Annotated in this window: 11 protein-coding genes; 5 read left to right on the top strand and 6 right to left on the bottom strand. The window is 56.6% G+C overall.

The genetic code is table 11. The features are described 5' to 3' along the window. Positions 1–62 precede the first annotated feature (62 nt). Positions 63–1643, top strand: coding sequence for a peptide chain release factor 3 (locus SBL51_RS11415; protein WP_317931058.1), 1581 nt, complete (start codon positions 63–65; stop codon positions 1641–1643). Positions 1644–1732: 89 nt separating this feature from the next. Further along, positions 1733–2356, top strand: a complete 624-nt coding sequence (locus SBL51_RS11410) for a 1-acyl-sn-glycerol-3-phosphate acyltransferase (RefSeq protein ID WP_317931057.1) — start codon at positions 1733–1735, stop codon at positions 2354–2356. 23 nt (positions 2357–2379) lie between these two features. On the opposite strand, the gene SBL51_RS11405 is transcribed toward SBL51_RS11410, so the two are convergent. Further along, complete coding sequence (locus SBL51_RS11405; RefSeq protein WP_317931056.1) at positions 2380–5184, bottom strand: putative bifunctional diguanylate cyclase/phosphodiesterase; 2805 nt, start codon at positions 5182–5184, stop codon at positions 2380–2382. Between the two features lie 626 nt (positions 5185–5810). Continuing rightward, a complete protein-coding gene (gene hisA / locus SBL51_RS11400; RefSeq protein WP_317931055.1) occupies positions 5811–6590 on the bottom strand; it encodes a phosphoribosylformimino-5-aminoimidazole carboxamide ribotide isomerase in 780 nt (259 codons plus the stop codon). 277 nt (positions 6591–6867) lie between these two features. Here hisA and SBL51_RS11395 point away from each other — a divergent pair, with 277 nt between their 5' ends. Continuing rightward, positions 6868–7278, top strand: a complete 411-nt coding sequence (locus SBL51_RS11395) for a TraR/DksA family transcriptional regulator (RefSeq protein WP_317931054.1) — start codon at positions 6868–6870, stop codon at positions 7276–7278. 64 nt (positions 7279–7342) lie between these two features. Here the strand turns inward: SBL51_RS11395 and purK are convergent, their stop codons facing one another. Together purK and purE are read right to left on the bottom strand one after the other, a co-directional pair. After that, complete coding sequence (gene purK, locus SBL51_RS11390; protein WP_317931053.1) at positions 7343–8425, bottom strand: 5-(carboxyamino)imidazole ribonucleotide synthase; 1083 nt, start codon at positions 8423–8425, stop codon at positions 7343–7345. A 28-nt stretch (positions 8426–8453) separates the two neighbouring features. Beyond that, positions 8454–8939, bottom strand: coding sequence for a 5-(carboxyamino)imidazole ribonucleotide mutase (gene purE / locus SBL51_RS11385; RefSeq protein ID WP_317931052.1), 486 nt, complete (start codon positions 8937–8939; stop codon positions 8454–8456). A gap of 243 nt (positions 8940–9182) precedes the next feature. On the opposite strand from purE, the gene pgm reads away from it, so the two are divergent. Continuing rightward, positions 9183–10826: a phosphoglucomutase (alpha-D-glucose-1,6-bisphosphate-dependent) gene (gene pgm / locus SBL51_RS11380; RefSeq protein ID WP_317931051.1), complete on the top strand. Its 1644-nt coding sequence runs from the start codon at positions 9183–9185 to the stop codon at positions 10824–10826. A 35-nt stretch (positions 10827–10861) separates the two neighbouring features. On the opposite strand, the gene pepQ is transcribed toward pgm, so the two are convergent. Continuing rightward, on the bottom strand, positions 10862–12181 hold the full coding sequence (pepQ, locus tag SBL51_RS11375; RefSeq protein ID WP_317931050.1) for a Xaa-Pro dipeptidase: 1320 nt from the start codon (positions 12179–12181) through the stop codon (positions 10862–10864). Between the two features lie 130 nt (positions 12182–12311). On the opposite strand from pepQ, the gene putP reads away from it, so the two are divergent. Then, the gene (putP, locus tag SBL51_RS11370) at positions 12312–13802 is read left to right on the top strand and encodes a sodium/proline symporter PutP (protein ID WP_317931049.1); all 1491 of its coding nucleotides are present in this window, start codon (positions 12312–12314) and stop codon (positions 13800–13802) included. Here putP and SBL51_RS11365 read toward each other — a convergent pair. Next, on the bottom strand, positions 13751–15532 hold the full coding sequence (locus tag SBL51_RS11365) for a putative bifunctional diguanylate cyclase/phosphodiesterase (protein ID WP_317931048.1): 1782 nt from the start codon (positions 15530–15532) through the stop codon (positions 13751–13753). The genes putP and SBL51_RS11365 overlap by 52 nt on opposite strands. Positions 15533–15900 lie beyond the last annotated feature (368 nt).

Below are 15900 nucleotides of genomic sequence, written 5' to 3'. Positions count from 1 at the left end.
GCTGGTTTCTACAGCCCCGGTACTCCTGGCACCCGGCCCGCTCCCAGTTTGGATCCATAGGTATGTCTGAAGCCAGTTTTATCCAGGAAGTAAATCAACGGCGCACCTTCGCCATTATCAGCCACCCCGACGCCGGTAAAACCACCATGACCGAAAAGCTATTGCTGTTCGGCAATGCCATTCAGCTGGCGGGTTCGGTGAAGGGCAAGCGCGGCCCCCATGCCAAGTCTGACTGGATGACTATGGAGCAGGAGCGGGGTATTTCGGTTACCTCGTCGGTGATGCAGTTCCCTTATAAAGGGCGCACGGTGAACCTGCTTGATACCCCGGGGCACGAAGACTTTTCTGAAGATACCTACCGTACGCTGACCGCGGTCGACTCGGTGTTGATGGTGATCGACGGCGCCAAGGGTGTGGAGGACCGCACCATCAAGCTGATGGAGGTCTGCCGCCTGCGCGATACTCCCATCCTCTCGTTTATCAACAAGATGGACCGCGATATCCGCGACCCGGTTGAGGTGATGGATGAGATCGAGGATGTACTCAAAATCGCCGCCGCGCCCATCAACTGGCCACTGGGCATGGGTAAGGAGTTCAAAGGGGTTTACAACTTCTACACCGATACCGTGCACGTCTACCAGGCGGGTATGGGTCACACCATCAATGACGATATCCGCATACAGGGTCTGGACAGCCCCGAGTTCGACAAGCTGATGGGCTCCTACGCAGACGACGCCCGGGAAGAGATCGAACTGGTGCGCGGCGCCACCCACCAGTTCGACCAGGAGGAGTACCTGGCCGGGCGCCTGACGCCGGTCTTCTTTGGTACCGCCTTGGGCAATTTCGGGGTGCGCGAAATGTTGGATGGTTTTGTGGAGTGGGCCCCGGCGCCTCTGCCCCGGCAGACCAATGCCCGTCAGGTTGAACCCACCGAGGCCAATTTCTCAGGTTTTGTCTTTAAGATTCAAGCCAACATGGACCCTAAACACCGGGACCGTATCGCTTTTATGCGTATCTGTTCCGGCAGCTACACCCAAGGCATGAAGATGCGCCATGTGCGAATCGGCAAGGATGTAAAAATTGCCGATGCCGTTACCTTTCTGGCCGGCGATCGCAGCTCTGTGGAAGAGGCGGTGTCGGGCGATATTATCGGCCTGCACAACCACGGTACCATTCAGATTGGCGACACCTTTAGCCAGGGCGAAGAGCTGAAATTCACCGGTATTCCGCACTTTGCGCCGGAGCTGTTCCGCCGCATACGCTTGAAAGATCCACTCAAAACCAAGGCGCTGCAAAAAGGGCTGCAGCAGCTTTCGGAAGAGGGTTCCACCCAGGTGTTTTTCCCGGTCAACAACAACGATATTGTGGTTGGTGCCGTGGGCGTGCTGCAGTTTGAGGTGGTTGCCTATCGCCTGAAGGATGAATACAAAGTGGAGGCGATCTACGAGCCGGTGAACGTTAACACTGCCCGTTGGATTGAAGGGGCCAGCAAGGATATCGAAGAGATCAAACGCAAGGCCAGCGACAATATCGCCATCGATGGCGGGGGCCATCTCACCTATCTGGCGCCGACCCGGGTCAATTTGAATCTGGCCGAAGAGCGTTATCCAGGCATTGATTTCCGGTCTACCCGCGAGCACTAAGCGGCGGCCTGGCGGCTTGCGAGGCCGGGCGTGTGATTGGGTGAAAGGCGTAATTGGCAACTAAATAAAATTAAAAAAATAACACCACTATGCAAGAGCTGATAAAAAACTACACCCTGCCGCCGGCAATGGCGGTGGAGGCGTTCACGCCACCGGCGGCCATGCCGCGCATGGGCAACCGTTTTACCCGCTGGCTGGGGAGCCGTTTAATGGCGCTGATTGGTTGGAAGGTTGCCGGTGAGCTGCCCAACCACTCCAAGTTGGTGATTGCCGGTGCGCCGCACACCTCCAACTGGGATTTTGTGGTGGCCATGTTTCTGGTGATGGCGTTGGGTGTTAAGTTCTCCTATCTGATGAAAAAAGAGGCGTTTATCTGGCCCTTTAAAGGGCTGTTTATGGCGTTGGGGGGTATTCCCATTGATCGCTCCCGCGGCGACCAGGTAATGGTGCAGATGAAAACCTGGTTTGCCAATAATGATCACTGTTGGGTGGCGATTACACCGGAGGGAACCCGCAGCCAGGTGGAGAAATTTAAAACCGGGTTTTTGCGTATTGCCGAAGCGGCCGAAGTGCCGGTGTTACTGGTGGCTTGGCACTACCCGAAGAAGACTTTTTATATCTGCCCGCTTGCCAATTTAAGCGGTGATATCAACGAAGATGTCGCGGCCATCAAAACCTTTTACGACACCCATTTTGTTGGCCGTAATCCATAAGCCGGCGGCGGCGAAGGGCAGTATCAGGAAGCGACAGAAAAGTTGGATAAGACAGAAGCCAATGGCTGAGGCTTGCCAATTTCATAACCCTGGGCAAAGTTAACGCCCATCGCGGTTAACAGCGAGAGGGCGTATTGATCTTCCACAAATTCGGCAATGGTGTGTTTGCCGAGCCCCTGCGCCACCTCATTGATGGCTTTAACAAACAGCCGATCTTCAACATTCTGCGCTAAATTGCGCACAAACGAGCCATCGATTTTAACGAAATCCACCGGCAACTGCCGCAGGTAGTACCAGGACGAGAAGCCAACGCCGAAGTCGTCCAGCGCAAATTTATAACCGAGCCGGCGGAAGTTGGCGATCTCTCTGGCAGCGACCGAAACATCTTCCACGGCGGAAGTTTCGGTCAGTTCAAAAATTAATTTCGATTTATCCTTAATGCGATTTTTACAGGTCGCCTCGACAAACTGCACAAACTCCTTGTTGGAGACTGCCCGTGCCGAGAGGTTGACCGACAGGCTGATATTGCTGTCGAGCTGGTGCATCTTCTCCAGGGCATCCACTGCCAGGCGCACTACTTGGTGATCAATTTCGTAGATCAACCCGGTTGACTCCGCCACCGCGATAAAGGTGTTGGGGGTGCTCAGCGTGCCGTTGTCCTCTTCCATGCGCAGCAGGGATTCGAAGTGCGAAATTTTTTCGCCGTGAATATCGAGTATGGGTTGGAAATGGAGGACAAACTTTTGCTGCTCCAGGGCGTGCTCAATTTTCTGTTTCCACGCCTGGCGGTTGTAGAGGTCGGCCTTGTCGGTGGCGTCGTCGGAGTAGACCTGCCAACTACTGCGGGCATTGTTGGCCGCTTTGGCGCGATACATGGCCAGGTCAGCGTTGGCCATCAACTCATCAATATTGCGGCCGTGGTCGGGAAAGAGGGCAATACCAATGCTCAGGCTGATTCGGTGGGTTGAGCCCTGGCTTTGGTACTGAACATTTTTGGCCGATTCACAGAAGGTTTCGGCAAATTCCAACGCCTCTTTGTTGCCACAGTTGAGTTTGATAATGGCAAACTCATCGCCACCCAAACGGGCGACCACATCGGTCGGGTCGCAGAATGCCTGCAGCAGGGCGGCGACCTCGCGCAGCAGCTGATCACCCAGCGGGTGGCCACTGGTATCGTTGACGGTTTTAAACTGGTCGATATCAAAAAAGATCAACGCACCGCGCGCGCTGGCTTTATGGGCGTTGGCCAAAATACGCATAAATTCCAATTGGAAGCGACGACGGTTAAAGAGCTCCGTGAGGGAGTCGTGGTCGGCGAGCCAGGCCAGGTTGTGCTCCGCTACTTTACGCGCGGTGAGATCCATGCCCACCGAGAGGATAAGGTTCTCTTCCGAGACTGTGCTGGGCAAACGGGTGTGATACCACTCCATGTGAATCTTGTCGCCATGGCGGTTGGTCAGATTTAACTCCTGGTTAAATTCATTGGCTCGGCCGCCGCTTAACTGTTGCAGCCCCTCCAGAAACGCATAGCGGTCGGCGCTGCCCAGGAGCCGGTCAAAGTGGGTGGCCTGGAAGTTGACTTCGTCCAACTCAAACAGGCGCAGCCCTTCGGAGTTGAGCATTTTAATTTGGCAGTCGTAGTCCTGGGTAAGGATAACCACGTGCACGTTGTTCAGCAGGCTGGTGATAAAGTTGCGCTCCTGCAGCAGCTCCTGACTGCGGTTTTTCAAACGTCTGGTGCGCGACTCGACAATTTTATCGAGCTCAGCCAGGGTTTGGGAGAGCAGGAAGCTGGCATCGAACAGGTTATGAATTTCGCTGCGAATAATGTCGCGTTTATGTTTGGCGGAGAGCAGTGGGTTAATATTTTGGCGGGAGTCGCTGGCCAGCTTGGGCAGCGCCTTGGCCAGGGTCTGCAGGCGCATCATGGGTTGCCAGAGCATGGCCAGCAATACCAGTTCGGTGAGCAGAAAAGCCGAGATGGAGACCACAATCTGGTAGTTGACCGTGTCGTGCAATTTACCCAGCTCCTGCGAAACGTCATCAATAATGATGATCGCCGCGGAGTCGTTTTTGGTTTCGGAAAGGGTGATGAAACTGAATTCGTAGGCGCGCTCTTGCCACTCATAGAGGGTGCGCTGGGTGGCCACCGATTTGAAATCAAACTCGCTGGCAAAGCTTTTTAGTAGCCGCGCGCGATCGTCGCCGCCGGTGAGAGCGCCCAGGGTGTAGTGCCAGGGCAGGGCCGCCAGATCTATGTTCTCCTCAACAATTTCGGTGTTGATCAAGAGGCCGGTGTCGACATCGGCATTGGCTTGGAACTGCAGCAACGGCTCCGAAATCGAGGTGGTCAGCACCAGCAGGCCCATCTCTGAGAGCTCGGTGGCGACCGGGACTATGGTCAGCTGCACACAGCTATCACCGCACCATACTCGGCTGATGGGGGTTTCATTGACCTGGGCACCGGTCAGCCAGGTTTGCGGCAGCTGTTCAATGGCAAACGGCTGGCCCCAGGTAACCTTCCGGTTCAATTCATTGGCCAGCAGTGTGATGCCCAGAACACCCCACTCGCTGTGCAGCTGTTCCCAGTTCAGGTTGAGGTTGCGGCGCAATGCGTCGAGTTTATTGGCTTGGGGGGAGTGGAGTGCCAGGCTCTGCATCTGGCTGGCCAGCCGCTGCAGTTGTTGATTGGTGGTCGCCAGTGCGGCATTGATCGCCTTTTTGCGCTCGGCGAAGACCCGCTGGCGTTCAATAGAGAAGCTCTCCTGCAGGTCGCGCTTGCTGTTAATCGTGAGAACGCTGAAGCCGGCGATAAGAACGATGCTCACGCCGATGACAGCCTGCCACTTTAAGCTAAGGTAACCTTTTGCCTTCCCTGTTCTTCCAGTCAAAATACGGTGGCCATGTTGGAGAATCGTTAAGTGGTTCTTTAGCTGCGTCCTGTACGATTGTCTGTGGGTAGAGCGCTTTGCGTAATCGAATCAACGCAGTACTGCAGCGTAGCAATATTTAATCAGTGAAAAATTGATACCGGCCACAGGGTGAGGATTAATACCACTTATAGCCAATAGTTTACTAATGGGCCATTATTAAATACTAATTTAGGTCTAAGCGCGATAGGCACGGCTACTGCCAATTGGCATCTGGCGGTTGTTGTCACTGAGCTCAGCCTGCGCTAAGGGCTTGGCTGAGGACTGCGGGGGGTGTGGCGGGGAACCCACTTTGTTGCTTTGTTGCTTGGGTGATTGGTTGCGCAAGGCGAAGATCTTGCCTGGCAGGTTGATTTAAGGTTGGGCGAACCGGCTGCCCTACCTGTCATAATTTACAGGTCTGCCATGGGTGCGTCGGGCTCTGTCGCCCGGCGGCAAATTTTACCAATACTCCTTTCACTCCCACCGTCCATTCGCCAGCTGTTGAGCACTTCGTCGCCGGTGACTTTTAAGATGAGGCCAGCTTAGTGGCCCGATGCGGCCTGGCCTTGGCTGCGGTTCCAGGCGATGCACTCGTCCAGGGTGATGCCGTTACCACCAAAGATATCCAGTGCACTACCTATAGTGATATCCACCCGCCCCTGGGAGAGTTTGTGCACCATTTGCAGGTCCTCCTGGTTGCGGGCACCGCCGGCATAGGTAACCGGTATCGGGCAGTGCTCACCCAGAAACTCAATCAACTCGGTATCCATTCCCCCCTGTAATCCTTCGACATCGGCCGCGTGCACCAGAAATTCACTGCAGGTTGCCGCCAGACGTGCCAGAGTCTCGGCGGTGATCTGGGTGCTGGTCACTGTCTGCCAGCGATTGGTGGCAATATTCCAACCGGCCTCTGTGCGCCGGCAGCTTAGGTCGAGTACCAGCTGCTCCCGCCCAACCTGTGCTTGCAGCGCCGCCAGTCTCGGCCAGGAGAATTGGTTATCGACAAACAGGTAGGAGGTCACTATCACATGGCTGGCGCCGGCGTTTAAATAGTCGCTGGCGTTGTCGGGATTAATACCACCGCCATACTGCAACCCGCCCGGCCAGGTAGCCAGTGCCAGCTTGGCCTGTTGCTCATTGCCTGGCCCCAAGCCAATCACATGGCCCCCGCTAAGGCCGGACTCCTTATAGAGGTTGGCGAAAAAGTCGCTGCCCTGTTCACTTTCGAAATTGGTGGTGGCGCCCTGTTCGGTCAGGCTGCCGCCGACAATCTGCTTCACTTTACCCGCGTGCAGATCAATACAGGGTCGAAATAGGGTCATGCTACTCACTCGCTATGGAAGGTTGGCTGGGCATTATACTGCTATCGCCGCCACAGTGGTGGCCGTTGTCGCGGTCGTTGCAGGCGCCGGCCAGGCGAGGTTCGGCTGTCATAGAACTGCCAAAACAGCTGGCTATATTGGCCGGCAGTTTGGCAACCGGGAAATCTGGTTGCCGGCTAGTCAGTCTGTGCCCACTGATGGCTTACACGCCGGGATTCGAAAGCAGGTGGCGCAGCCTAATTTCTAAGACAGGGACGCCAGCCAAGGAAACCTCGCCATGCTTACACAACAACAACTCTTAGCCATGTCCGACGACGACTACATGAACCCCCAGCAGCTGCAGTTCTTTAAAGCGCTGCTGATGCAAAACAAACTGGAGATAGAGTCTCAGCTGCAGACCACTCGGGAGGAGATGGGCAGCTACGTGCGGGAGGCCGATGAGTTGGATCAGGCGCTGCTCGAAGAGGAGAACCGGCAGCGTTTGCGCATGGCGGACCGCCAAACCAAACTGCTGCGCAAAATTGTCTCAACCATCAATCGTCTGGATGAGGGCGACTACGGTTACTGTAAGGTGAGTGGTGAAGCCATTGGCCTGCAGCGCCTACTGCTGCGGCCAACGGCGGATCTGTGTGCGGAGGAGAAGGCGCGCCAGGAGACCCGCGAGCACCACTATGCCAAGGTGCGCTAGCACCCCTAGGCGTAGGCTGCGCTAGAACCCCTGAAAGGATCTTGCGCTAGCGGGCGGTAAGAGGCTAGTTGCCAGCCGCCGAGTTCAACTCGCGCAGCGACCAGGCGATGGGCTCCTGGTAGTCGTCCTCCAACAGGCCGGCCAGAGCTTGCAGGCTGGCCGTCAGTTTGGCGGGCTCGGTGTGGCTGAGGTTGATGTGGCCAACTTTGCGGCCGGGACGCACCGCTTTCTGGTACCAGTAGACCTCGGCACCGGCGACGGAGAGCCACTGCTCATTAAATTCAGAGCCGATCAGGTTGATCATCACGCTGGTGGCTTTGATCCAGGGGGCGGCCAAGGGCAGGCCGGCCACGGCCCGCATATGGTATTCAAACTGGCTGATGGAGGCTCCCGCTTGAGTCCAGTGACCGGTGTTGTGCACCCGCGGTGCCAGCTCATTCACCATCAGCTGCCCGCCCTGGCGAAACAGCTCCATCCCCATCACACCCACATAGTTCAATTCGCTGAGCAGGCTGCCAAGCATGGCCTCGGCTTCGGCCTGCAGCCCCTGCAGACGGGCTACCGGGCTGACGGTGGCCCGTAAAATCCCATTGGTATTGAGGTTAAGGGTAAGCGGGTAGAAGAACATCTGACCGCCGGCGTCGCGGACACCTACCAGGGAGAGCTCTTCATCGAAGTTAATGGCCTGCTCGGCGATGGCGTGGTCGTGCCACTGGTCGGGGATGACGGTGCCCAGCGGTTGGTGCAGCCAGTGTTGGCCGCGGCCATCGTAACCACCGCTGCGGCGCTTCAACAGTACCTTTTCACCCAATTGGGCGTGCAGCTCATCGGCACTGCTTGAGGCCTCTACCGGCCGCCAGGGGGCGGTGGCGATGGCCAGGGAGTCGAGCAGCTCTTTTTGGGTTTTGCGATCGGCCAGGGTAGGGAAGACCGGCAGATTGACAAAGTTGGGGTGGTTGGCGAGCTGGGTGGTGATGTCGGTGGTGGGCCACTGCTCACGCTCGGCGGTGACCAGATCATCGGCGGCCAGCGTGATCGGGGTGGTGGAGTCGATATCCACCGGCTCGACATCGAGCCCCAGTGGCGCGGCCGCGTGTTTCAACATGGCGCCCAACTGGCCATTACCCAATACCCAAATTTTTGCCATGGTGCTCTCTACCGCTCGATGAATAAGGTTAACGGGGGTCGGGGTTGTCCAGTACCGCCTGCGTCTGCGCGGCGCGGAACTGCTCAATACGCGCGGCCAGCTGGTCGTCAGTGGTGGCCAGAATCTGCGCTGCCAACAGGCCGGCATTAAAAGCGCCAGCGCTGCCGATGGCGAGGGTACCCACGGCGATGCCTTTGGGCATCTGTACTATAGAGAGCAGGCTGTCTTTCCCGCTCAGGGCTTTGCTCTGTACCGGCACACCCAGCACCGGCAGGCGGGTTTTGCTGGCGATCATACCGGGCAGGTGGGCGGCGCCACCGGCACCGGCAATAATCACCTTATAACCGGCGTCGGCGGCGGTATCGGCAAAATGGATCATCTTATCGGGGGTGCGATGGGCGGAGATCACCTCAACATGGTGGTCCACGCCCAACTGGCTCAAAATTTCGCTCGCTTCTTTCATGGTCGGCCAGTCACTGGACGAGCCCATCACCACGGCAACTTTCGCACTCAAAGGCAGGTCTCCTGCAATTTTTGAAGTCAGATCAGTGGTTAGAATTTAACCCCCGAAAATTGGAGGGGGCGGATTATAAAGAGTCTGTGCCAGAAACTGAACCTAAAATCTCTGTTCGAACAGGGCTGTGCGGACCAGCAGACGCCCCTGGGGTGGGCATGACCGCCACTAATCCCTAGGCGGTGGGCATTTACCACCATAAATGGTGTAATTGTGCCGGTTTCGGTAAAAGGATCAATTACCATGGCATTACACCCTTTGGCGGGGCAGCCCGCACCTCTGGATACCCTCATCAATATCCCTCAGCTGGTTAGCGCTTACTACTGCTTAAAGCCGGATGTACAAAGCCACCCCGAGCAGGCGGTCAGTTTTGGCACCTCCGGCCATCGGGGCAGCGCGCTCAACGTCAGCTTTAACGAAGATCATATCCTGGCGATCAGCCAGGCCATTGCCGAGTACCGTAAAGGGGCCGGTATTAGTGGGCCTGTCTATGTCGGAAAGGATACTCATGCCCTCTCCGAACCGGCATTTATCTCGGTGTTGCAGGTACTGGCGGCCAACGGTTTGGTGTGCCGGGTACAGGCGGGTGACGGCTACACGCCAACACCGGTGATATCCCACGCCATTCTCACCCACAATGAGGCTGGCACTGCTCAGGCCGATGGCATTGTTATTACCCCCTCGCACAACCCACCGGCGGATGGCGGCATCAAGTACAACCCACCCATGGGTGGCCCGGCCGATACCGACATCACCGGCTGGGTGGCCAAGCGGGCCAATGAGCTGTTGGCATCCGGCCTGGCAGGTGTCGAGCGTATGGCGATCGCGGAGGCTAAATCAGCAGGCCTGATTGAAGAGTTCGATTACATCGACCACTACGTTGGCCAGTTGGACCAGGTGATCGATATGGCGGCCATCGCCAAGGCGGGTGTGCGTATCGGTGTCGACCCGATGGGCGGTTCCGGTATCGCCTTCTGGCGGCCGATTGCCGAACGCTACGGCCTGGATATCACCGTGGTCAATGAGAAGGTCGATACCAGTTTCGCCTTTATGCCGCTCGATAAAGACGGCAAGATCCGTATGGACTGCTCCTCCCCCTACGCCATGGCCAACCTGCTGAAGCTGCAGGATCAGTTCGATATCAGCGTGGGTAACGATCCGGACTACGACCGCCACGGCATCGTCTGTGCTGGCAGTGGCCTGATGAACCCCAACGCCTATCTGGCCGTGGCTATTCAATACTTAATTGACCACCGTCCCCAGTGGCCGGCCGATTTGGCGCTGGGCAAAACCCTGGTCTCCAGCGCCATGATCGACCGGGTGGTGGCAGGCAAGGGCCGGGTGCTGTGTGAGGTGCCGGTTGGCTTTAAGTGGTATGTCGATGGCCTGTTCAATGGCAAGCTGGCCTTTGGTGGCGAAGAGAGCGCCGGTGCCTCCTTCCTGCGCCGGGATGGCCGTGTCTGGAGCACCGACAAAGATGGCTTTATTTTGGCGCTGCTGGCGGCGGAGATCTTAGCAGTAACCGGCAAGGATCCCGCCGCCCACTACGCCGAGCTGACCGCCCAATACGGCGAGCCCCTCTACCGCCGTATCGATGTGCCGGCTACGGCCGAGCAGAAGCTTCGGTTGAGTAACCTGAGCGAGTCAGACGTCGACGGCGATGAGCTGGCCGGCGACCCCATTGTGCGAGTACTGACCAAAGCGCCGGGCAATGGTGCGGCGATTGGCGGCCTCAAGGTCGAGACCGCCAACGGCTGGTTTGCTGCCCGTCCATCCGGCACCGAGAACATCTACAAAATCTATCTGGAGTCGTTCACTGGTGCCGACCACCTGGCCCAGCTTGAGCGCGATGCCAAGGCGCTGGTCGATAAGGTGCTCTCTGCCTAAATCTTGTTATAAGCAGTGTCTGGCCAAAGGATTAGCTAGTGGGCCAGTGTGGCAAAGGCGGTGCGGGTGAGGTTGTCCGCACCGTCGTCGCTGACACAGACGTTGTCCTCAATGCGAATGCCACCGTAGGGCAACATCGCCTCCACCAACTCCTGATTGATACAGCGGCGCTGGCTGTCGCTCGCCGCCTGCAGCAGTTGCGGAATAAAGTAGAGCCCCGGTTCGATGGTGAACACCTGATTGACTGCCAAGGTACGGGTTAGGCGTAAAAATGGATACTCCTCCGGTGGTGGCTGGATTGCGCCCTCGGGGGTGTGCTGCCAGCCGCCGCGATCATGCACCTGTACGCCCAGCAGGTGACCAACCCCGTGCGGGAAAAAGATACCCACCAAGCGCCCGGCCACCGCCTGTTCGGCGCTGCAACGCAGAAAATTGAAATCCACCAACAGCTGGCCAATCTCCCGGTAGGCCTGTTCGTGCAGGCTGACGTAGTTAATGCCCGGCTTGACCGCCGCCACCAGCCTTAACTGCAGTGCCTCCATGGCGTTGATCAACTCCTGAAACAGCCCCCCCTTGGCGCAATAAGTGCGACTGATATCGGCGCAGTAGCCGGCATAGGTGGCACCGGCATCGATCAGCAGGCTCTGCGGGTTGGTGAGGGTTCGCTCACGCTGGGTGTAGTGCAGCGTGGAAGCGTTGGCATTACAGGCGATGATGTTGTCGTAGGGGAGCTCCTCCTCGGTGGCGGCAATCGCTTCCAGGTAAGCCAGGTGCAGCGCCAGTTCACTGGTCGGCCGCTGGCAATCGACGCGCACCCGTTCGTGGCCGCGGGCAGCGATCAGGTTGGCTCTGGCAATGCAGGCGATTTCGTAGTCGGTTTTTACCGCCTGCTGGAAATCGAGGCGATTCAGCAATGCCGGCGGATTGGCGGTGGCCTGGTCGACCAGCTCGGGCCGCTCCCCCAGGTAGGCAACCAGAGAGTGATTGGGCAGCTCGGCGTAGAGCTGGTCACGGTCGTGGTAGTTTTCGATCTGAAACTGGCCGTGCAGGCACTCATCGTCGATACCCGCCACTGCGTGCCAATAATCCCTGGGTTGATAGACCAGCAGCCTGGGCTTGAGGCTGCCCTCCTCAATAATAATGAAGCTGTCGGGTAGCTGTTGCAGCGGTGCCAGGCGGGCCAGGTAGGGGTTGAGTCTGAAGGGATAGCTGGTATCGTCCAGAAAGCGGTACTTTAAGCCGCCACCATCAATCACCAACTGTTCGAACACTGCTTCCCCCAGAGCCTGGTGGATCTGGTTGAGGCGGTGAAACAGATGGATGGCGTAGAGTTCGCGAAATTCGTTGGCTATCACTTTAGGTCTCCTCGTTTGGTGGGCGCTTGAGCGCCTGCCTGGCTGTTGATCATAGCTGGAACGCCCAGCAGAGCGTAACCATCAAAAAAGGGCGCGTGCGCTACTTCATCAATAAGGGATTACCGTTTTTATGTTTGCAACAGACCTGGCCGCATTCAATGGCAGTGTGGTAGCCACCTTTCTTATCTATCTATTGGCGATGTTTGCCATTGGTTACTGGGCCTGGCGTTCAACCAGCGACTCCGCAGATTACTTTCTGGGCGGGCGCAGCCTCTCCCCCTGGCCGGCGGCGTTGAGTGCCGGGGCCTCGGATATGAGCGGCTGGTTGCTGTTGGGGCTGCCAGGCTACGCCTATATGGCTGGATTGGAGGCGAGCTGGATTGCCCTGGGGTTGTTAATCGGCACCTGGGCCAACTGGCAGTTTCTGGCGGCTCGCCTGCGCGACTTCACCGAGCGCTACCAGGATTCGCTGACTATTCCCCAGTACCTCAGTAACCGTTTCCACGACTCCAAACGGCTGTTACAGGGGGTTTCTGCCCTCTTTATATTATTGTTCTTCCTGTTTTACACCAGTGCCGGGCTGGTCGCCGGGGGCAAGTTGTTTAATACGGTTTTTGGCCTGCCTTATCAGTGGGCGGTGGTGTTGGGCTGCCTGTGCATTGTTGGCTACACCTTCTTTGGCGGCTTTTTGGCCGTGGCCTGGACGGACCTGGTGCAGGGGCTGTTGATGGCGGCGGCCTTAGTGATTGTGCCGGTGATTGGCTGGCAGTCGTTAAGCTCGGGGCTTAGCAGCCAGCTGGACGAGATCAATCCGGCGCTGCTCAATGCCTTTAGTGGCAGCGATGGCCAGCCGTTGGGCTGGATTGCGCTGGTCTCGTCACTGGCATGGGGGTTGGGCTATTTTGGTCAGCCCCATATTCTCACCCGTTTTGCCGCGATCCGCAGTGTCGCCGATGTCCCTGCCGCTCGGCGCATTGCCGTGACCTGGAGCGCCCTGACTATGATCTCAGCCCTGGCCGTTGGCCTGGTAGGGGTGGCGCTTACCCGCTCTCAAGGGGTGGTGATAGCCGATGCCGAAACCATTTTCATGGTGCTCGTGAATACACTCTTTCACCCAATTGTGGCCGGTATTCTCCTGGCGGCGATTTTGGCCGCGATTATGAGCACCGCCGATTCCCAGCTGCTGGTCTGCTCCTCGGCACTGGCTGAGGACCTCTACAAGCAGTTTGTCCACACGCGGGCGAGCAACAACCATGTGTTGTGGGTGAGCCGACTGTCAGTGGCGTTGGTGGCCCTGGTCGCCACCTGGTTGGCCATGGATGACAGTAGCTCTGTGCTGGGCTTGGTCTCCTACGCCTGGGCCGGTTTTGGTGCGGCTTTCGGGCCGGTGCTGTTGTTCAGTGTCTACTGGCGGCGGAGCACCTTTGCCGGGGCCTTGGCGGCCATAGTTACTGGCGGGGTGACGGTGGTGGTATGGGCGCAGTTGCAGGGCGGCGTGTTTGATCTTTATGAGTTGCTGCCGGGGTTTGTACTGGCGAGCCTGGTGATGCTGCTGGTGTCGAGTGTGACTCAGCCACCGCAATTGGGTGAGGCTGATGACTTTGCGATGGCTGGCGACTGAAGGCGATTGGTGCGGATGGTGTAGGCAATGGCATCGTCGATGGTCAATGGTTTTGAGTAGAGGAACCCCTGCAGGTACTCACAGCGGCGCTGCTTGAGGAAATTGGCGGCGTCTGCGGTTTCCACCCCTTCGGCGACAACGGCTTTATCCAGGTTGTGGGCCAGGGAGACCATTGCCCGGATGATGGCCCGGTCTGACTCCTCGTCATCGAAGTGGCGAACAAACGACTGATCAATTTTCAGGGTGTCGATGGGCAACTCTTTCAGGTGGTTCATCGATGAGTAGCCAACACCAAAATCATCCAGTGACAGTGCACAGCCCAGCTCTTTGATACCGGCCAGTGTTTGAAAGGTGAACTCGCTCTTCTCCATGAGTGAGGATTCGGTGATCTCCAGATGCAGGTGGTGAGAGGCGATGCCGCCCTCGGCCAGAGTTCTTTTTAAACGGCGGACAAAGTTTGGATCCTGCAGCTGCATGGGGGAGATGTTAACGCTGATCCAGGAGCGCTTATCCACGCAGCCGAACGATTTTAATTTTCCGAAATCGAGACAGGCCTGCTGTATAACCCAGGAGCCGATAATGTGTATCATGCCGGTCTCTTCCAGCAGTGGCACAAACTCCGTGGGTGACACCATCTCCACGCCGCTACGGTTCCAGCGCAGCAGTGCCTCGTAGCCGCGCACCCGGTCGGTGGTGGCTTCAATAATGGGTTGGTAGTGCAAGAAAAACTCGCCGCGCTTAAAGGCGATGCGAATACTTTTTAACAGCTGTATGCGGCGCTCGGCTTTACGGCCCAGGTCGCGATCAAAAAAGCTGGTGCAGTCACCGCCTTTTTTCTTCGACTGCTTTAAGGCAGAGTTGGCCTCCTGCAGGAATTTATCCGGGCTCGGGGCGCGGCCTTCACCATTGTAGTGGGTGATACCAATACTGCAGTGAGCCTCAATATGTTCTCCGGTGGATAATTGAATTCCACGTCGGATCGATTGCAAAATTTTATCGGCCACCACGGCAGAAGGGATCACCCGGTTGTCTTTCGAATTAATCACCAACACAAATTCATCGGCACTCAGGCGCGCCACAAAATCGTTGTTTCGCACGCACTGTCGCAGGTTGCTGGCGAAATGTGCCAAAAAGTCATCACCCTTTTGGTGGCCAAGGGTGTCGTTGATCATCTTGAAATTATCGCAGTCGACGTAAAACAGCGATAAGTGGAATTGTAACCGTTCGGCCTCGGCCAATTGTCGTTGTATGTAATTCATAAAGCCGAAACGATTGGTGAGACCGGTGGTGGAGTCTAGATGAGTGGTTTCTAATGTTTGCAGGGTGATCTGCGTTCTTTCAATGGCATAGCGCATAACCCGCGCTAAATTTTTGGGCGTGAGTTCATCCAGGGTTAGATAGTCACTGGCACCGTGTTTTACACAGCCGGCCGCCTGGCTCTCATATTGGCTATCGGCAATGATTACTATCGAACTGCTGGGCGCGGTTTGGTGCACTTCAGCCAAGTAGGCAAAACAGTCCTCCTGGGAGAAGTCGAGACTAAGCAGCACAATTTCGAAACGTTTGAGATTGAGGAATTCATTGGCTTCAGTCAGCGATTGAGCTCGAAAGGCTCCCACCAGCGATGAGCGCAGCAGATGTTCAGCCGGGAGCTTTAGGGTGTTGAATACCGCTTGAGCTTTAGGGGTGTTACCCAACTGTAGAATATTAAGTCCATTCAGGTTGGTCATTACTGCTTACCGGACATTTATCTAGTTTAGGTTCCAAGGGACAACCTGCGATCCGACAACGTCGGCTTCACCAATAGTGTTTGTGACTTAATTAAGGAGTGCTAGATAACTATCTAGTCAATGCCGACCGGTCTGTCAATTTCGGCTTGGTTGAGGTGATAACCAGTGCCAGAAAGTTGATAAAAGGCCTAATAGTTAATGGTCGTACAGGTGAAAACTTACACACCTGCGTAGCTTTGTCAGGCTAGTATTTCTGACAGATTTAATATCAAAACGAAGTAAATTCTTACGCTTAAAATCTCTTCCGGTAATTTTGCACGCCGAATTTCTGCGGTTTTTCGTACATTCAAGCAATCGTCAAGCAATTT

Source organism: Halioxenophilus sp. WMMB6 (assembly GCF_033283405.1).
GTDB lineage: Bacteria > Pseudomonadota > Gammaproteobacteria > Pseudomonadales > Cellvibrionaceae > Halioxenophilus.
The sequence above is the reverse complement of the archived record's forward strand: the minus strand, read 5'-3'. Positions and strand labels throughout refer to the sequence as shown.